General features: G+C 46.9%; 12 protein-coding genes and 2 pseudogenes. 2 read left to right on the top strand and 12 right to left on the bottom strand.

All coding sequences use genetic code 11. The annotated features are described in order from the left end of the window. The first annotated feature begins 63 nt into the window (after nt 1-63). On the top strand, nt 64-477 hold the full coding sequence (locus tag NSS66_RS13890; protein ID WP_023989796.1) for a DUF4183 domain-containing protein: 414 nt from the start codon (nt 64-66) through the stop codon (nt 475-477). A gap of 151 nt (nt 478-628) precedes the next feature. Here NSS66_RS13890 and NSS66_RS13885 read toward each other — a convergent pair whose 3' ends face one another. From NSS66_RS13885 to NSS66_RS13855, 7 genes and pseudogenes are all read right to left on the bottom strand, one after another. Further along, complete coding sequence (locus NSS66_RS13885; RefSeq protein ID WP_023989797.1) at nt 629-1366, bottom strand: cyclase family protein; 738 nt, start codon at nt 1364-1366, stop codon at nt 629-631. A gap of 555 nt (nt 1367-1921) precedes the next feature. After that, nucleotides 1922-3022 (bottom strand): GerAB/ArcD/ProY family transporter, encoded by a 1101-nt coding sequence (locus tag NSS66_RS13880; RefSeq protein ID WP_028542198.1) that lies wholly within the window; start codon nt 3020-3022, stop codon nt 1922-1924. 28 nt (nt 3023-3050) lie between these two features. Next, on the bottom strand, nt 3051-3293 hold the full coding sequence (locus NSS66_RS13875; protein WP_023989800.1) for a hypothetical protein: 243 nt from the start codon (nt 3291-3293) through the stop codon (nt 3051-3053). Between the two features lie 14 nt (nt 3294-3307). Then, nucleotides 3308-4465, bottom strand: coding sequence for a Ger(x)C family spore germination protein (locus NSS66_RS13870; RefSeq protein WP_023989801.1), 1158 nt, complete (start codon nt 4463-4465; stop codon nt 3308-3310). After that, on the bottom strand, nt 4462-5952 hold the full coding sequence (locus NSS66_RS13865; protein WP_226887746.1) for a spore germination protein: 1491 nt from the start codon (nt 5950-5952) through the stop codon (nt 4462-4464). Before NSS66_RS13865 ends, NSS66_RS13870 begins: the two co-directional genes overlap by 4 nt. A gap of 94 nt (nt 5953-6046) precedes the next feature. Then, nucleotides 6047-6176: pseudogene (locus NSS66_RS13860) on the bottom strand (Cof-type HAD-IIB family hydrolase); the annotation flags it as partial. A gap of 629 nt (nt 6177-6805) precedes the next feature. Continuing rightward, nucleotides 6806-7138, bottom strand: a pseudogene (locus NSS66_RS13855) (HAD-IA family hydrolase); the annotation flags it as partial. A gap of 350 nt (nt 7139-7488) precedes the next feature. On the opposite strand from NSS66_RS13855, the gene NSS66_RS13850 reads away from it, so the two are divergent. Then, nucleotides 7489-8772 carry a pectate lyase family protein gene (locus NSS66_RS13850; protein ID WP_028542196.1) on the top strand — a complete coding sequence of 428 codons (1284 nt, stop codon included), beginning with the start codon at nt 7489-7491 and terminating at the stop codon, nt 8770-8772. A 146-nt stretch (nt 8773-8918) separates the two neighbouring features. Here the strand turns inward: NSS66_RS13850 and NSS66_RS13845 are convergent, their stop codons facing one another. The 5 genes from NSS66_RS13845 to NSS66_RS13825 all read right to left on the bottom strand — a co-directional run bounded on the left by NSS66_RS13845 (nt 8919) and on the right by NSS66_RS13825 (nt 19353). Beyond that, nucleotides 8919-9986 (bottom strand): ABC transporter ATP-binding protein, encoded by a 1068-nt coding sequence (locus NSS66_RS13845; RefSeq protein WP_013311421.1) that lies wholly within the window; start codon nt 9984-9986, stop codon nt 8919-8921. Between the two features lie 214 nt (nt 9987-10200). Beyond that, complete coding sequence (locus tag NSS66_RS13840) at nt 10201-11580, bottom strand: HAMP domain-containing sensor histidine kinase (RefSeq protein WP_340959142.1); 1380 nt, start codon at nt 11578-11580, stop codon at nt 10201-10203. Between the two features lie 2 nt (nt 11581-11582). After that, on the bottom strand, nt 11583-12293 hold the full coding sequence (locus NSS66_RS13835; RefSeq protein ID WP_023989808.1) for a response regulator transcription factor: 711 nt from the start codon (nt 12291-12293) through the stop codon (nt 11583-11585). A 168-nt stretch (nt 12294-12461) separates the two neighbouring features. Continuing rightward, nucleotides 12462-12965, bottom strand: coding sequence for a hypothetical protein (locus tag NSS66_RS13830; protein WP_340959141.1), 504 nt, complete (start codon nt 12963-12965; stop codon nt 12462-12464). A 157-nt stretch (nt 12966-13122) separates the two neighbouring features. Beyond that, entirely contained in the window at nt 13123-19353 is a 6231-nt protein-coding gene (locus tag NSS66_RS13825; RefSeq protein WP_340959140.1) for a WIAG-tail domain, read from the bottom strand. Between the last annotated feature and the right edge of the window lie 145 nt (nt 19354-19498).

Raw genomic sequence — 19498 nt, 5'->3', positions numbered from 1 at the left:
TTATTGATTAAGAGCCAGCGAATGCAAATGGCTCATTACCAGTAAAGAAAGGAGATGAGAACTATGCCAATCATAAAACCTGTGTTTACAGCAGTAGCTACTGCTCCCGTATCAACGGGTGGCGCCATAGCCACGACCGTAGCCCCAGCCACGACTCGCTTTTTTGCAACGATTACAGCTGGAATGATCGGAACAACAGAAACAACCGTTCCTGCTGCAAGCTTTGTAGATGACGCCGATGCTCCAGTTGTTGCTTTGCCGACATTAGCAGCTACTGATTCTTCTAATTTTTATATTAACGGAGTTATTCAGCAGAGCTCCTTATTCACCCTCACCACAGCAAGTCTGGTCATTGCCTCCGTAGATATTACACCAGGTGTCCCAGTTGTTATAGAAATAACAGATTTTAGCGGCACAACTTCCATTATCGCGACTCAGCCTACCATCTCTGCGCCTACCGTCACTATTATCACTTAACACTTTTCATATTTTTGATTCAAGTTGGACTGAACGGTCATTCACGCTGTACATTACCCCGTATAAGCTAGAAAAGACCGATTCAGATGTCGATATCTGAATCGGTCTTTTAGATTATATAATCGTTTTCAAATGACTGGATACTGTATGATTAAGGCAAAATAGCAAAGGAGCGCACCGGAAATCCAGGGGAATCTTGAATGCTCGGAACGATATTATATATGACCGCGCCCGTCGGGGGCAGCTTGTCCAAATTCGTCAGCACCTCAACTTGATACCGATCCTGCTCCAATATGTAATATTCCCCTACCAGCTTGCCAGCTTTGCGATAAGCTACAGAGGAATCGGTATCTAGCGTTTCATGCCCAATGGCAGCCACATTCCGTTCTTCTACCAAAAAGCGCAGCGCCTCCAGCGACCAGCCCGGGCAGTGTGCATCTCCGGCGTCGTCCTTGTTCGAGAAGGCATCTGAATCAGGCCAACGTTTGCTCCAATCACTGCGAAAAGCGACAAAGGACTGATCAGCAATGCGTCCATGCTCTTTCTCAAAGTCCAAAATATCCGCAACCGTAAGTTCATAGTCAGAATTGGCTGCAACGGCTGCTGAACGGTCAATGACAACTAGCGGCAAAACCAGCTCCTTCAACGAAAGCTCATGCAAGTAACGTTTGCCCTTCACAAAATGAACGGGTGCATCAATATGAGTCCCATACTGACCGGGAAAGCAGTATTGTTTTACAAAAAAGCCATCATCGTGGGTAAACAGGGTATCCACCTGAACATTATCGAATACTGGAAAATGAGGGATTTCAGGATAAAAAGCGTGGGACAAATCCACCCACTCTTTTTGCTTCAACAACTTCAAGATATCTGCTAAATGCTCTGCCATGATGCCCATTCCTCCTCAGCTTTATTACAAGCCATTTTACCTGAGGATTCTGCAAAAATCTATAAATCGATCTGCTCTTCTAATATATAGAAAGAAATCTATTTTGTGCGACGGTATGGACGAAGAAGCTGCCATCCCAGTCTACGATGAAATGAGCAATTTATTAACATTTGATATTCATGAATGGCCTGTATCAGGCAAGAACTCCTCCAGCGACTTTTTAAGCCTCCCTAGAGATCGGTTAAGCGCGAGCCAGCTTCCCGTCTATTCAAATGCTGATCAGCTCTATCTTGTACAACAGCAAAAAAAAGACGTTTCCAGTTTATACTGGAAACGTCCTCTCGTGCCGATCTGAGCATCAACAAAATTGTACCTCTCTCTAATACTGACAGCCTCATACTTTCCATTCCTAGCACGTATATTTTCGCAAAAACGAACGAATACTGTTAATTTTCAATGTGCTATTTTATTCAACTCCTGTGCTTTTTGCGGGCTGTCTGCACCTTTACCGTTCATTAATTTGAAACTATCCCAAAAGGGGAACCTCTACTTAAATCAAGCTCTTTTGCTTCGGTTTCTCATTCGTGTAACGACTACGATCAAGAGTAAGGGAAGAACATATGCCAGATTATCGAATAAGGTCCAAGCCATGTATCCGTCCTCGTTGAAGGACGCCTGATCATGGTACATGGTAACTGAAAGAAGCAAGCAGATATATGCTATCGGAAACGTTAAAATACGGTAATTTTTTACTCTAAAAAATCGCGAAAATAAATTCGTCAATATAAATACCATGATCGAGGTTTTCATGTACGAACCGGCAATTAATGAAAATCCGATTACAGGCTCAATTCTTTCGATAATCTCCTGTATATAGATTAATCTGGCCAGCTGATACATGGAATAATTCATCTCGCCTGCTAAAGGTCCTAGAGCCAGAATGGTGCAAATAATAGATGCAATTAATGTGACTCCGTTCATTATAATAGCAAAGTACATATATTTTCCGAGCATTCGCTCTTCGCCTTTACGTGCAAACGGAAGAAGTGAAGAGTACAATACGACTTCTGCGAATGGAAACCCATAGGTGATATAGGCTCCATGAAGAATCGGTTTCATTCCGTCCGGCATGATCGGCAGTAAAAATTCTGGATGGTAGTTGGCAGAAGCCAAGACCAAAACCAATAAAATAAACCCATACATCATAATCAATAAAATGAAAAACATTCGGGCCATAACTTCAATTCCAGCCCGGGCTGTCAGTGCAGCCGTCACAAAAAACAAGGTATGGACAACAGTTACAGGCGTTTTTGTCATTATAGTACTATTGAAAAAACCGCCAACTTCAATAATTATGGCGGCGTTCTGCCAGAACAGGGCACAAGTAAAAGGAATGATCATTAAGAGGGTCAACCATTTTCCCAGCGCTTTACGGCTGTATTCGACGAAGAGCAATCCGGGATATTGGCTGTGCAAATAAAGGACGCAGGCCAATAGACACATCCCCATTACCCAAGCTATTAATAAGGAAATCCATGCTCCGTTTTTAGCAGCGCCGATTACTGAAGCAGGGATCAGAACGATGGCCGATCCCGTCATTCCGGCAAGAAACAACACCGCTGTCTGGAGCGCACTGATACTCTCTTGATTTTTCATGAGATTCCTCCGCTGATATGAAGTGAGTTCAGGTCGGGAGCCTGAACCATGCGACGATGCGTTTGGCCGGAGCGAGAAGAAAGAAATCAATAAGCTCGTCAAGATTTGGCCACGGGAGATTCGTAATATAGAGTAAGCCAAGATAGGCTATAGGCAGCATAAGCGATAGATACAGGATACGTGCTCTGCGATTTGTCCGTTTCCACTTTGGAATATCAGTGATCAGCATTGCAGCATTACAAATCATAAAAAACAAAAATTTAGCAAACATGGCTATCTCCTTTTCTAAAATGGTACTCCTATCCCCATTCCCGTACTCACAATATTAACTTCAACGGCTACATTAAACTCAGCCTTGGCAAACCGTTCGTTCCAGGTTGGCTTCCAGCGTTTCCATAATGCCGAATTTTTTTGAAAAATCTGATTGCCGATTCCTATTGCATCTAATCGTTCCTTCTGAAGAAGGGAAATCGTTTCCCTCAATTTCTCCTTAATCTCGGCTTCGAGTCTGCCTTTAAATTTATTTTGCTCCTCTCTGGTCATCACGGAAGAGCTATGCAGCTCGCCGATTGCCCCTATGATTTTGATATGTACACGAGCAACGACATCCTCTCCTTCGATAAAAGGTACTATCTTCGTTTTTAAGGAGATAACCTGGAGGCTTTCTTTGGTTTTCTTTTTTTCAGACTCTGCATCCTTATCCGCAATATCGATAACTCCGCTTTTGAATTTTCCAAGCAGCATCAATAATGGTTGGGTATTTGTCGGGCTGATAACACTTTTTACCAGCTTTCCTTCTTTAAGCAGCGCAACTCCGGCAATGGAAATCTCATCGAGGGGCTTGTCTTTGAACACATTAGGAAGCGTTGTGACTCCGGTTTCGTTTTTTAGTTGAATCGCCAGATCAAGTAACGGAACTCTGGAAGTTTTGGCAGAAAACCGTGCTGTCGTTTCTTCAATTTTCCGTAATTGCTGACCTATGGTGTTCTCAATATACGGCTTGGTTTCTAAATAGTCGCTTGCTTTCCCCCGAGCAATCAGGACAAGTATGGTTTTTCTAGTTTCAGGATCTCTCATGAAAAAATCAAGAACGTCTTCTAAACCTCGTTGTCGGGACATTTCTTCCCCGATGATAAGAATGCGCATGTGATCCAATTTTGCCCTTCTACCAAGGTGGATGGGAATGTCTTTTATCGCTTCATTCATGTTATCTCCTTTTGTTAGGATATTAAATGCTTTTGAGGACTGCTTGGGGGCTCCTCCCATCTCCTGCGAACCCGAGGGATTGTAAAAATGGGTAGTGAGATATATTTCTTCACTTTGGTCCAGGTCAACCGCTATCGCTTGTGCATACCCGAATTCCACCAGCTCCGCCTTGTCCCAGCAGCCCGCGAGCAGGATGACAGCCAATATACAGAAACCAATGGATATTCGCGTTCTCATGTTTTCCCCCCTTTTCTTTTATGCAAATGGCGGTTTCGCGGTTGGTGAAGCAGTATTTTTCGCGGGGCAACAATGAATACATCGCGCAATTGATTGATTCTAAGCGGCCCCAGTGGTGCAAAATAGGGTTGACCCAAAGAGCGCAAGCAAACTAAATGCAAAAATATGAGGAGAAGTCCGAACATAATTCCAAGTCCTCCCAAAGTGCTAGCAAGGATCATTAAAGGGAATCGCAGCATGCGGATCGATATGGCCATACTGTATTGAGGCAGTGTAAACGATGCGATACCGGTCAGAGCGACGACTATGACCATTACCGGCGAAGCAATCTTGGCTTGAATCGCAGCTTGACCGATGACAAGCGCTCCGACAATGCTTACAGCAGAGCCTATCGGACGGGGCAACCTGATTCCAGCTTCCCTAAGAAGCTCGAAAAAAACCTCCATAATCAGTGCTTCCACGAAAGCGGGAAACGGAATCCCTTCTCTCGTATCCAGAATGGCTAGAAGCAGAACGGTCGGAATCATCTCAGAATGGAAGGTTGATAAGGCAATATATATGCTTGGAAGCAGGAGTGCCATCACGAATGCACCAAATCTTAGTATACGTATCAGCGAAGCGAAGATGGTTTGCTGATAGTAATCCTCACTGGAGGCGAGGAACTCAAAAAAAATTCCCGGACATATCAATATTGTTGGAGTTCCATTCACCATTACGATAATCTTTCCATCCAACAGGGCAGACACAACGGTATCTGGCCGTTCCGTGTAGCGCACCTGAGGAAAAGGAGAATAGACAGAGTCGCTGATCCATTCTTCCAAATAAGATGTTTCAAGAATCTCTTCCGTGTCGATGTCTGCAATTTTTTGTTTAAACTCTAATAGCGATTCAGGATTGACGGCCCCATCCAAATATCCGTAAGCAATTTTTCTCTGACTTATTTCTCCTACCGTGAAATACTCAAATTTAAGTTTGGCTGATTTGAGCAAGCCACGAATGATGCCTATATTCACATTCAGTTCTTCAATTGTACTTATATGAGGCCCTTGAACGACCGGTTCTGTGATCGGCTCACTAACTTGTCTAAAGGGAAGCCCACTAGCAGCATAGCTAATTGCTTCCTCCCAATGATCAAAGAATATAACTATGGCTCCACTTAATATCTGTTCATTAACTTGATCAATGTCTTTCAACAGCTTGGGAGAATGGCCAGTTATTCCATGTTTTTTGAAGAAACGCATCACAGCTTTGGGAGTGACCGCCTCCGCCGAGCCAGCTTCATAAGTGATTAGATCCTCCATAGCAGATTTCATGTATTTTAAATGTTCATTTTGAATCATTGTCTCAAAGTAAACAGAAAGAGCATTATGTTCAAAACTCGAACCATAACTCCAAGGTATGAGAACAAGATCGGTACAATCGGAAAAGCTGTCCTGAATTTGTTTTAAATTTTCGGCCAAGCATTTCGATATCATCACCGTTCCCACCTCTTAGCTATCCTTTATTTAAACTATTTTTAATGTGCTGATTAGTATCTCTTTAAGATGAATCTTTTATGCAAGGCTATATCTAGTTTCTCACGAACAAATCAGCCTCTCCATATGGCAAACCCCGCGATAAATGGGTGAGGGGAACACTCCATTTTTTCTATGGCCACAGGGTCGTTCTCAACATCTCCATAGATCCGTCTCTCCAGATGAGGTCTTAAATTTTGGCACCATGCTATCATCACCGACAAGTGTACCGTCAATGTCGATAAACACAAATGACATGATTGTTGTTATGTACTACATTTACACCGTAATTAGTGTAACGCATTACAGGTCAAATCTTTTTTTGAGAAACTGATACGTTTTAAAAAAAAGCCGCCAATATGGCGACTTCCTATATGACTAAAACCTGCTTGGAGTGTAATTGCTGTTTTTTAAATACTCGATTACGAATTTGTCTAAAAATAAAAACAGATTTTCATTCATCACTTTGTAGTCACTATTTCTCAGTAGTTCTGGCTGCTGAATGAATCTGTGGCTACTACGTTCAGATAGTCCGGCTTCCGAATTCTCGATTAGAAGCTCTACCAATTCATGTTTAAACTCCATATGGCATTGAAAACCGTAGACAAGCTTCCCGTATTCTCTATAATCTGCCTCGGACAAGCTTCACTGTAGGCTATTATTTTGCAATTTTCAGTTAATCCAGGCTTATCATTTATGCCAGTGTCCAACAATACTAGTATTGTCAAAATAGGCAAATTTATCATTGCATTTTCCTTCATCTGTGAAGATTATGAAAAAAAATCCTGCTTCTAACTTTTTCAGTGTACGATTGTACGGTTATGTGTTATCCAATGTTTTTAACATTCCGCTTCGGGCGTTGTAAGATCCAACACATACTTTCTGAAAGTACAATATTCGCTAGCTCCATCAGGGTTTTTATTTCAAAGGTTGGTTGAATTGCAGATGTGTTTATTTTCCCGGTAGGGTTGAACCAACAGCTATCAATTCCGTTATTGTTCCCTCCCTGAATATCCTAAGTCAGTGAATCACCGATCATGAGAGCCTTCCTTTTATCCGAAATGACCCGCTTTGTAAATACATAATCAAAAATAGCAGCTTGTGGCTTTTGGTAACCTACTTCTTCCGAAATAATCACCTGTTCAAACACATCACGCAGTGTTTGATCTCCCAGCTATTATACAGAAGCTGGTCGTGCCATCAAGATACGATCAAGAATTGAAATCGTTAACATTCTGATAAAAATACAAAAACAATTCCATATATTCATATATACATTTCCTATTCCGTGTGATTGTTAACGTTTTCATTATTACATATACGTCTTGATTGGAAAAAGAAGGGGTCTATTGAATTATATAAAAAATTCGACAAAAATTTTAGTATGTAACTTTTATTATATTAACAAATACTGGAACAGAAAGTATGATAGAAAATGTAGAAACCACAGGAGCACCCGGGACTCCCTTCGTTCATCTACTCCATTAATCCAATATACGGAGGTATTTTATGAAAAAGAGATTTTCACTCGGAATCGCAGCGGCTCTACTGTTCACTACTCTGGCTCCTATAGGTGCACCTGCTCATGCAGCCAGCGATATTGGCAAGGAGACGCTCGGCAGCAAAAACGGATGGGCAGCCTTTTCTACAGGCACAACAGGTGGAGCTACGGCGACTACCTCCAATATTTTCACCGTAACGAATCGCAAGCAACTTGTCGATGCTTTGGGCAAAAACAGCAATAGTACGCCTAAAATCATTTATGTCAAAGGCACGATCAACGCCAACGTCGATGACAATAATAAACCGTTAGGATTGAACGACTACAAGGACTCTAAATATGAGTTTGACGCCTACCTCAAAGCGTATGACCCGTCCACATGGGGTAAAAAGGCCCCGTCTGGCACATTGGAAAAGGCACGTGAGGCTTCACAAAAAAATCAGGCCAGTCGTGTCGTCATTGAAATTCCGTCCAATACTACGATTGTCGGTCTGGGAAGCGACGCGGTCATTAATGGCGCAAACTTCCAACTAAAAAAAGGGACAGACAACGTTATTATCCGTAATATCGAATTCCAGGATGCCTACGATTATTTTCCTCAGTGGGACCCAACGGACGGCAGTACAGGCAATTGGAATTCGGAATATGACAGCATTACAGTTAACGGCGCCACACATGTATGGGTAGACCACAATACCTTCAATGATGGGTCTCACCCCGATAGCCAAAATGGCACCTTTTACGGCCAAGAATACCAGCATCATGATGGACTTCTCGATGTGATTAACCAAGGCGATCTGGTTACGGTTTCTTACAATCATTTTTACGATCATGATAAATCATCGATTATTGGCAACAGTGACAGTAAAACAGCAGATGAAGGGGCTTTACGTGTAACTCTGCATCACAACTATTATGAAAACACGGTACAACGCACACCACGCGTGCGGTATGGACAAGTCCATCTGTACAACAATTACTATACTGGTGATGTAAAACGCTCCGAATATCCTTCACTATATATATGGGGCGCAGGTAAATCCTCCAAAATCTTCGCCGAAAACAATGTCATTGACGTTGCTGGTTTAACTGCAGCTAAAATCGTGACTGTCTTTGGAGGAACTGCCCTGTCAGATACGGGCACAATCCTGAATGGACAAGCTGTTAACGCAGGCTCCAGCGCGGGTCTTAGCTCCTCTGTAGGCTGGAAACCATCGCTGAACGATAAAATCTCCCCATCCGCCAGTGTGAAGGCAGAAGTCACTTCCCAAGCCGGTTCCGGTAAGCTGTAAACACTGCCCGCTAACACAAATAACCACAGGCGCATACAACCTGCGATTTTACACCAAAAAGGCTGTTTCCTCCGTAGAATGATTCCACACGGAGAGAACAGCCCTTTTTTTATTTTTCATTTGTTTAATTACAATTATAAAACGCCTTAACTGCCGTATTGTTCTACCAAAACCGGCTTTTCAAATGCGTTATCCAGCTTGCGAAGTTTAGCCTTTACCGCTTCTGGTGGCTCAACCGCAGGCGCATCTGGATGCAGCAACCATGATTTCACAAAGTGCGTATCGGATAATTGAAAGAGTGGAGGCTCTTTCTCAAAGTCAATTTTCATAGCATAAGAACTGCGGGCTGCAAAAGCATCCCCTACAGGTGGGTGAAGCAGATCCGGAGGTGTTCCCGGAATAGCTGCCAGCTTCTGACCATGGCTGTCCAAACTTGGCATAGAAGCGAGAAGGCCCCATGTATATGGATGTTTCGGGTTATAGAAAATTTCATTAACCGTACCTGTTTCCACGATTTGTCCTGCGTACATAACGGCAACGCGATCAGCCATCTTCGCCACAACACCGAGGTCATGAGTAATAAAGATGATGGAAGTATCGATCTTTTTCTGAAGATCCTTCATTAGCTCCAAAATTTGAGCTTGAATCGTTACGTCCAACGCAGTCGTCGGCTCATCGGCAATCAGAAGTTTCGGATTAGCAGCCAATGCCATCGCAATGACGACACGTTGACGCATACCGCCACTAAATTCATGCGGATATTGGTTAAAACGCTGTTCAGGATGTGGAATACCTACCAGATTCAGCAACTCAATACCCCGCTTGCGAGCAGCATCCTTGGATATTTTTTCATGCTTGAAAAGCACTTCCGTGATCTGCTTGCCCACTTTCATCGTCGGGTTAAGCGAAGTCATTGGGTCCTGAGAAATCAGACCAATTTCCTTACCACGAATTTTTTGCATCTGCTTCTCTGTTTTATTAATCAGCTCTTGTCCGTCAAACATAATTTGACCCTTTTGATAAATGCCCGGAGGGGTCGGAATCAACTTCATAACAGCTTGTGAGGTTACGCTTTTGCCTGAGCCGGATTCGCCCACAATCGCCAGCGTCTCTCCTTTATTGACATGAAAGTTTACGCCACGAATGGCCTGCACTAGTCCCTGACGGGTCTTGAAAGATATCGTTAAGTCCTTCACTTCCAAAAGGCGGTTCATCTCATCACTCTTTCATTTATTATTCATCACTATTATTGACCACTATCTAAAAAAACGACGTCCATGAGTCAAGGTATATACGATTAATTTTACTCAGTTTAGTACCTACCAGTCAAGCTATATCTAAAATATCATCAAAAACCTTTCACACCATGTTATATAAATGGAATGTTTGTCCGAAAAAACGATCATTTTTAACCATTTCTGTACTCATTTATAACATGCGCTGGATATAGCTGAAGCGTGCTCCACCCCATGGCGAACGTGTGCAGAGTAGTTCTCCGTTCAATCGGGTAGCAATTTGACGACAAATAGCCAATCCAAGACCTGTGGCACCATTCGAGCCCGCATAGAATCTTCCAAATACCTCGGCTGCCTCTTGTTCAGTCAGCCCTTCCCCATCATCATCCACATGCATAACCCATACAACCTCCGGTGTTGTCCCTGTCTCCAAATGAATGACAACCTCCGTAGAGGTGTGCCGAACTGCATTTTGCAACAAATTCAATATCATACGGAACAATTGCTCGGCCGGAACGGCCACATGCAGGCCCTCTCCCTCCACTCGAAGCGAGATAGAACGTTCAGCAGCCACCGGCATTAATAGATGAACAGCATCCTCCGCCATGCTTCTAAGATCAACCAGAGAGACAGGCCATTCTTCATTCAGCGCCTCCAACCTCGATAGCTGCAGCAGCTTTTCCACCATATCAATTAACCGCTGGGACTGCACTTTGATGATACTCAGCCCCTCGTCCTGGGATACCACTTGATCCTGAATGGCATATACATAGCCTTGAATCGACATTAACGGTGTCCTTAGCTCGTGAGATACATTTTGCAGGAATTCAATTTGACCGTGGTGATGGTGCTGAATACGGGCGGACATGGAATGAAAGGTGCTGATCAGCTCGCCAATCTCACTTTTATCCGCCTGCGGAAAATCACTATCCTGCGGCTGATTCGGTTCGTAGTTGCCTACCGCCTCCTTCAATCGTTTGAGCGGACGCACCAGACGTGAGACAACCATCAGACCAATGACGAGAATCACCAAAAAACCCGCGATGATAGACAGTAATGTGGTTCTCATTAACGGTACATACAGTGCTCGTAAAGAAGATAAGGGTGAGTATACAAAAATACGAAAAGGTTGTCCGGGCAATTCTTCATTCGTAAACAGTACCTTTTTACCTTGAAGCACAGCCACCCCTTCATGTGTAGCGGTCAGATCCTGGGCAGACGGATGAACCGATGCAAAAAATCCTTGGCGGATCAAAAGCAAACGCTCTATCTTTTTGCCTTCCATTCCAGAGACGCTTGAGTCGATGATGCGGTTATCCGTGCTTAAAATAAAGTAATCAGCAGATAAAAGCACGCCCTTGATAACATAGTTAAATTCAGCATTATCCAGTCGATCAAAGCCTCCGTCGCTCATAATATGGACGGCTTTGCGTGCCTGCTCATGAAGCTTGGATTTGGCCTGATTCACCAGAATGTCGTCGATAAGCCTGATGAATAAGACCACCGTAATACAGACGGTAATAAGCATGGCGATGGTCAGGGAAAGCAGTATTTTAGCTCTCATCGTACGCATGGCTACAACTCCTGAACTGTTGCTTTATATCCGAAGCCCCATACGGTGTTAATGACGAGCGTAGAGTGATATTCAGCTAACTTTTTACGAATCCGCTTGACCAAATCATCCACGACTCTCACATCACCTATAAAATCATAGCTCCACACCTGCTGAATCAGATGTTCCCTGCCGAAAGGTCTTTCCAGATGATTCGCAAGAAACAGCAGCAGGTCGAATTCACGTGAGGTCAAATTTAGCTCTTGTCCGTCCACTGTGACTTTACGAAAGTCAGCAAAAATACACAGATTGCCCGCATGGCATATATCTGCGCTTTCTGCCGCTTGCCTATCGTCTGATGCAGACATTCCGGCCTTGCTCAGTCTCAGCATCGCTTTGACCCTTCCTACCAACTCCCTTGGATTAAAGGGCTTAGTCAAAAAATCACTGCATCCCAGCTCCAGCCCGTGAATACGGTCGTTTTCTTCTCCACGGGCAGAGATCATAATGATCGGCATTTCCGTAAACTCACGAAGCTGAGTCAGTAGAGAAAGCCCATCAATGCCAGGCATCATAATATCAAGAACGAGACAATCCGGACGGTTCGTACGGATATGCTCTACCAGTGTTTTACCACTGGAAAAGGAAGTGACCTCGTAGGATTCTTTTTTCAAATATTCAGATATTAATTGCAGAATGAACACATCGTCATCCACTACTACTATTTTTGTCATGACCTTAACCCCTTGCCGTTGTTCTGGATGCTTCCATCCTCTCTTTAAGCTTAACAGAAGCCCAGCAGAATAGACAAAAGACGGGTATACCGTTCCCGGTCCCGTCTTTCTTATCATGAATCGCTGCTGTATATGCCAGGCGAGCTGAATGCTAACTACATATCAGTCTTATTTCTTGGTTGTTACTGTTTTTGGAGCTGTTTTGACTGTTTTTGGAGCTGCTTTGGCTGGAACTGCTTTTTTAACTGGAGCTTTGTGGGTCACTTTTTTAGCTACGACATGATGTGCACGAGTTTTATGAGTTGTTGCTTTGTGTTTAACAACATTATGTTTTTTTGCATGATGTTTAACTGTACGGTGCTGCACTTTCACTGCTTTTGTTTTGTGGCTTGCCACTTTTTTCGCAACGGATTTTTTGGCAGGGGCTTTCTTCGCTTTGGTTGTTGTTTTATGAGCTGTTGTAGCTTTTTTAACGGGTGCTTTCACCACAGGTGTTTTCGTCACAGGTGATTTTGCCGGTGTTTTGGTCGGAGTCGTAACCGCAGGAGCTTTGATTGCTGGTGCAGTGCTCGCTGGAGTCGTTGTTGCTGTAGCGGCGAATGCGCTGCTTGCTCCTCCCAATACACTTACTACGGTTAATACGGCTGCTGCATTTTTAGTCCATTTTTTCATGATTGAATCACCTCTCCTTTAAAGTATCTTTAGCTTATCAGGAGAATTCGGGATAATTGTGGAGCAAATGTGTGAAAAGTATATGAAAAAGCGTGCAGCCCTGTATTTAGAAAATACATGAGTCTGCACGCTATGAGTTTTACAATAACCATCTTCACTAACCAATGGCGATCCAGGAAATAATACCGTAGTTATGCGCGGTTTCGTTCCACTTGGTTACGACGATCACTGCTCCATTCGGCGTCTGAGATTTCAGCGTCGCATGAAAGAGAGGGTGGTTCGTCATCGCTACCAACGTGTAGTCCGGGTTTACAAAAGGCTCCCCGAATACAATGGTCACTTCCGTCTCTCCTTCACTGCCTTTCAAAAGAAACGGCGCTCTGCCAAACTGCTGCAATGCTGGCTGATTCGCACAAGTACGGACCGGAGTGATGCTCAAATGCTCCGGCTTCACTGCGTTCAGCTCCAGCTCACGTGAGCCTACCGAGCCTTCCACCAGATGATGACCTTCAATGCTCTGCTCTGCCACATGATGGCTTTGTACCGCAGCCGCTTGCAGATGCTCTGGTCCCACGGCTTCTGGGCTCAGCACCTCGCTGTCGACGGCCTGAGCTTTCAGATGGCTGCGAGATACACTGTTTGCCTGAAGTCTGTCGCCACTGACGCCTTCCTCTGGCAAAAGTCCCGAGAGATGTATATCTGTGGACAGCTGAGCCAGTGTCACCGAGCCCGGCTTTAGGTGATGCGAATCAATAACTTCCTCTCCAATGTGGTGGCTTGCAATAGCCTCCTCAGCCACATGGCGGGACTGTACCGTTCCATCTGCCAGCTTGCTGGACGTCACCGCTCCTTCCTGTATAGCATCCTCAGCCACCGCCTGCCAGCCTACATGCTGGGGCTGAATAGCCCCTGCTTGCAGATGCTCCGACTGGACTGAATCCAGCGCGATATGCCTAGACTGCACCACGCCCTCTGCCAGTGCGGACCCTTGGATCGCCCCATCGGCCAAATGCTGAGCGTGTACGGCATGCTCCGTCAAATGGACGGAGTTTACGCTGGCTTCTGCCAGATTCGAAGCACGCACCGCCCGAAGCGCAAGCTTCTCAGCGTTCACGCTGCCTGCCTGGAGCGCGTGAACCGATATACTCCCTGGCGCAATATGCCGAGTCATCACTGCCGAAGCCTGCAAATGGGCAGAGGTGACGGATTCCGGAGCCAGATGGCTCGACTGGACGGCCTCTTCTGCCAAATGATTGGCTTGCACAGCTTCGTCCGTAATATGCCACGGCTGGACCGAATGAGGAGATATTTTGGCAGCAGTCACGCCATCATCCGCCAGTTTGCCGGACGTAACCGACTCATCCTGCAAAGCATCAGTTGATATTGCTTGGGATGCGATATGCACACCCTGAATGGTTCCAAGGTGTAGATGGTGCGGCTGAATGGACTCCGGTGCGATATGCACGGACTTCACTGCCCCCTCTGCCAGCGCTCTGTCCTGTACTGCGCCAGGTGCCAAATGTCGGGGGTGTACGGCATGCTCAGACAACTGTGAAGGACCGACGCTTCCTTCCGCGAGATTCGTCGCTTGCACCGAGCGTGCCGCCAGCTTTTCCGAGGTGATGCTTTCTGCTTGAAGCGCACGACCTGACACACTGTCAACGGCCAGATGTCTCGCAAACACCGAGGAAGCCTGTAAATGATCAGAGGTGACGGATTCCGGAGCCAAATGGTTCGACTGGATGGCCTCTTCTGCCAAATGATTGGCTTGCACCGCTTCGTCTGTAATGTGCCACGGCTGGACCGAGTGGGCAGACAGCTTGGCGGCAGTCACGCTCTCATCCGCCAATTTGTCGGACGTAACAGATTCATTCTGCAAAGCATCGGTCGATATCGCCTGTGAGGCGATATGCACACCCTGAATGGTTCCCATTTGCAGATGATGCGACTGGATGGACTCCGGTGCGATATGCACGGACTTTACTACCCCTTCTGCTAGCGCTCTGTCCTGTACTGCGCCAGGTGCCAAATGCCGGGGGTGTACGGCATGCTCAGACAACTGTGAAGGACCGACGCTTCCTTCCGCGAGATTCGTCGCTTGCACCGAGCGTGCCGCCAGCTTTTCCGTGGTGATGCTTTCTGCTTGAAGCGCACGACCTGACACACTGTCAACGGCCAGATGTCTCGCAAACACCGAGGAAGCCTGTAAATGATCAGAGGTGACGGATTCCGAGGCCAAATGGTTCGACTGGACGGCCTCTTCTGCCAAATGATTGGCTTGCACCGCTTCGTCTGTAATGTGCCACGGCTGGACCGAGTGGGCAGACAGCTTGGCGGCAGTCACGCCCTCATCCGCCAATTTGTCGGACGTAACGGACTCATCCTGCAAAGCATCGGTCGATATCGCCTGTGAGGCGATATGCACACCCTGAATGGTCCCCGTTTGCAGATGATGCGACTGGATGGACTCCGGTGCGATATGCACAGACTTTACTGCCCCTTCTGCCAGCGCTCTGTCCTGTACTGCGCCGGGTGCCAAATGCCGGGGGTGTATCGCCTGCGTGGACAGATGTGAAGGGCCGACGCTTCCTTCCGCGAGATTTAACGCTCGCACCGAGTGTGCCGCCAGCTTTTCCGAGGTGACGCTTTCTGCTTGAAGCGCACTACTGGATACGCTATCCGAGGCCAGATGGCTCGCAAGCACCGCCGAAGCCTGCAAATGGGCAGAGCTGACGGATTCCAGGGCCAAATGGTTGGACTGGACAGCCTCTTCTGCCAAATGATTGGCTTGCACCGCTTCGTCTGTGATGTGCCACGACTGGACTGAGTGGGCAGACAGTTTGGCGGCAGTCACGCCTTCATTCGCCAATTTGTCGGACGTAACGGACTCATTCTGCAAAGCATCGGTCGATATCGCCTGTGAGGAGATATGCAAATCCTGAATGGTTCCCGTTTGCAGATGATGCGACTGGATGGACTCCGGTGCGATATGCACGGATTTCACTGCCCCTTCTGCCAGCGCTCTGTCCTGTACTGCACCCGTTGCCAAGTGCCGGGTGTGTATCGCTTGCGTGGACAGATGTGGAGGGCCAACGCTGCCTTCCGCGAGATGCGTCGCTTGCACCGAGTGTGCCGCCAGCTTTTCTGAGGTGATGCTTTCTGCTTGAAGCGCACTACTGGATACGCTATCCGGGGCCAGATGGCTCGCAAGCACCGCTGAAGCCTGCAAATGGGCAGAGGTGACCGATTCCTGGGCCAGATGATTGGACTGAACGGCTTCTTCTGCCAAATGTTTGGCTTGCACCGCTTCGTCTGTAATGTGCCACGGCTGGACCGAGTGGGCAGACAGCTTGGCGGCAGTCACGCCCTTATCCGCCAGTTTGTCGGACGTAACGGACTCATCCTGCAAAGCATCGGTCGATATGGACTGTGATGCGATGTGCTCTCCCTGAATGGTTCCAATTTGCAGATGATGTGGCTGGATGGATTCCGGTGCGATGTGCACGGACTTCACTGCACCCTCTGCCAGTGCTCTATCCTGTACTGCTCCAGCTGCCAGATGCCGAGTGTGCACCGTTTGCGCAGAAAGATGTGAAGGGCCGATGCTGCCTTCCGCGAGGTTCATTCCTTGTACCGAGCGCGCTGCCAGCTTTTCCGAGGTGACGCTTTCCGCTTGAAGCGCACGACCTGACACACTATCCGGGGCCAAATGTCTCGTGAGCACCGAGGAAGCCTGTAGATGCACCGAGGTGACCGCTCCTGCAGCCAGATGTGCCGAATCCACGGCCGCCACAGCCAAATGGTTGCTTTGTACAGCTTCGTCCATAATATGTCCGGACTGCACGGCATGGGCAGACAGTTTCGTGGGAGTTACGCTTCCCTCCGACAGTTTGGCAGAGGTGACCGATTCATCCTGTAAGGCCGGAGTCGCTATAGCCTGCAATGCGATATGCTCTCCCTGAATGACCCCGCTTTGCAAGTGCTCCGATTGGATGGATTCGGGCGCAAGATGTGCAGACTTCACAGCATTCTGGGCTAATTCCGTCTCCTGTACTGCTCCTGCTGCCAAATGCCGAGTGTGTACGGCTTGCGCAGCCAAATGTCCGGGACCCACGCTATTTTCCGCCAGATTGGGAGCCTGCACAGCACGGGCCGCTAGCTTCTCAGAGGTGACACTTTCCGACTGAAGCGCATGACCGGATACACTGTCGGGGGCGAGGTGTTTGGTTTGGACCGATGCAGATTGCAAATGATTAGAGGTGACTGATTCCGGAGCGAGATGATTCGCCTCCACCGCTTCAACAGCCAGATGGTTACTCTGCACCGCTTTATCCGTAATATGCCACGGCTGCACGGAGCGAGCAGACAGCTTAGAGGAAGTAACACTACCCTCAGCTAACTTAGGAGCCGTAATCGCCAAATCATTGATTTTATCCGTGGCCACACTTTCCGGCGATAGTTTCAGCGAAGTAACAGCATGATCCTGCAAATGATGGGAGTACACCGCTCCGCTGGCCAAATGCGCGGTTTGAACAGCGCCTTCACCTAGTATGTCCGCGGTAACGGACTGTTCTTGCAAAGCCGAGGTTCCAACACTGTCTTCCCCAAGATGTTTGCTCAAAACAGAACTCTGGGCCAGATGGGTCGAATCGACGGATTGAGCCTGCAATGCCTTTCCACCCACACTGTTGTCGGCAAGGTGGTTTTCACGAATTCCCCCCGTTGCAATGTGTACGTGTGTAATGGCTTGAGAGGCAATCTTATTTCCGGTTACCGCCCCTTTGCCAATTTTAGGTTCTGTCACTGCTTCGTCAGCGATTTTGTCAGACTTAATCGCGCTCGAAGCAATGTGATTTTCCTTGACAGCCTGATTCGCCACATGGTGTTCCAGAACTGCTCCCTTCCCTAATTTCTCGCTCGTCACAGCCCCGGAATGCAAATGTTGCTCCGTAACCGCCTCCGATGCAATATGATTCTTTCGAATGATTTCGGACTGGAGATGCAAGGAAGAAACTGCCTCCGGAGAAATTTGTGGACCTTGTATGGCTGCTGTAGCAATATGTCTGGTAAGTACCGCCTCATCGGCAATTTTGTGTGGTAATATGCTCTGATCCGATATCTTGGATGAAGTGACGGATTGATCGACAATTTGCAATGAGCCTACAGACTGATCTGCCAGTTTATTGGACTGAATACTCCGATCCGCCAGATGGCGGGCTGTCACTTGGCCCGTTCCAAGCTGCTCTTCCCCAATGCAGCCAGGACTCAGATGCTTTCTTTCAATCGCTCCAGCCTGAATGTGTACACTGGTAACTGCCTCCGACTCCAGATGACGCCCGCTGACAACGCCTTCCTCCAACTGTTCCTTGCCCACAATTCCATTGGATAGCTGCTTGCGATTAATCGAACCGGGGGCCAGATGCCTTGCATGAACGGCATGCTCTGTCAGGTGTGCGCTCTCAATGCTGCCAGCTTGGATTTTAGCCGCATCCACAGCCCCATCCCGCAGTTTGGAAGTGGTCACAGATTGATCGCCCAGCTTGGAGCTATCGACAGCTTCATTAGCCAAATTGTTCGATTGAATCGTACCACTGCGAATTTTATCAGATGTAACCGCCTGATCTTGAAGCATATCTGAAGACACGATCCATTGCTTGAAGTGACGGCTCTCAATGGAGCCATTCGCAATATGATCGCCGCTGATAATCTTATCAGCCAGCTTTTCTGGAGTGATGCTACCATCTCGAAGTTTTTCACCACCGATAGAGCGATCCTGCAATTTACTACCTGCCACCGATGCGTCCGACAGATGTTCCACCGTAATGGAGTCCGGGGCAATCTTCGAAGAAGTCACAGCACCGTCGGCTATCTTAATCGTTTGAACGGCATAATCCGCCAGAGATTCCGTGTGGATACTCTCTTGCTTCAGCTTGCTGGAATCTATGGAAGCGGGAGCGATCTTCTCACCCGTTACAGCGAGATCGCTCAAATCGTCTGTATAAATGAAAGCGTTGTTTACATGCGGAGCCTTCTTATTGCTCAAAATTTCCTCCACATCAATTGGATCAGGTTCTGGTTCTGGTTCTGGCTCCGGCTCTGCTTCTAGCTCTGGGGGTTCCTCCATCGACACTTGAGTCTCCTCTGCATCCGCAAATTCAACCTCCGTCTCATGCGAAGCCTCGACTTCAGGTTCGACAACAGTCTGTAGCTCCGGCTCCTCTTTGGTTGGGGGAGGCGGAGAAGCAACTTGATGAAGTCTTGCTTCTGTCTCCCTCTCCGCAGGCTGTGGCTTCACGCGATGTATCATACTTAATTCATTCATATCCGGGTCAATTACACTATAGAGCGGCTTTTTGTTTCTTATGGTTTTGCGGCTCTTATTCTTCAAGCAGCTCTCTCCCTTCTCATATTTATCGTTACAGCATCATATGCAGGCACTTAGGCACTTGCCACCCCGTGCAAGGATACACTTTTGGGTAAAAAGGATACTTACTAAAATCCACGTTTGAAAAAAAATAGTTAAAAGTTAAAAT

Origin of the sequence: Paenibacillus sp. FSL R10-2748 (genome assembly GCF_038005565.1) — a bacterium.
GTDB lineage: Bacteria > Bacillota > Bacilli > Paenibacillales > Paenibacillaceae > Paenibacillus > Paenibacillus polymyxa_B.
This window is presented reverse-complemented; position numbering and strand designations above follow the sequence as displayed.

Coding starts and splice junctions, on each gene's coding strand:
- NSS66_RS13890 (WP_023989796.1), top strand. CDS start 64: ATGCCAATCATAAAACCTGTGTTTACAGCAGTAGCTACTGCTCCCGTA.
- NSS66_RS13885 (WP_023989797.1), bottom strand. CDS start 1,366: ATGGCAGAGCATTTAGCAGATATCTTGAAGTTGTTGAAGCAAAAAGAG.
- NSS66_RS13880 (WP_028542198.1), bottom strand. CDS start 3,022: ATGAAAAATCAAGAGAGTATCAGTGCGCTCCAGACAGCGGTGTTGTTT.
- NSS66_RS13875 (WP_023989800.1), bottom strand. CDS start 3,293: ATGTTTGCTAAATTTTTGTTTTTTATGATTTGTAATGCTGCAATGCTG.
- NSS66_RS13870 (WP_023989801.1), bottom strand. CDS start 4,465: ATGAGAACGCGAATATCCATTGGTTTCTGTATATTGGCTGTCATCCTG.
- NSS66_RS13850 (WP_028542196.1), top strand. CDS start 7,489: ATGAAAAAGAGATTTTCACTCGGAATCGCAGCGGCTCTACTGTTCACT.
- NSS66_RS13845 (WP_013311421.1), bottom strand. CDS start 9,986: ATGAACCGCCTTTTGGAAGTGAAGGACTTAACGATATCTTTCAAGACC.
- NSS66_RS13840 (WP_340959142.1), bottom strand. CDS start 11,580: ATGCGTACGATGAGAGCTAAAATACTGCTTTCCCTGACCATCGCCATG.
- NSS66_RS13835 (WP_023989808.1), bottom strand. CDS start 12,293: ATGACAAAAATAGTAGTAGTGGATGACGATGTGTTCATTCTGCAATTA.
- NSS66_RS13830 (WP_340959141.1), bottom strand. CDS start 12,965: ATGAAAAAATGGACTAAAAATGCAGCAGCCGTATTAACCGTAGTAAGT.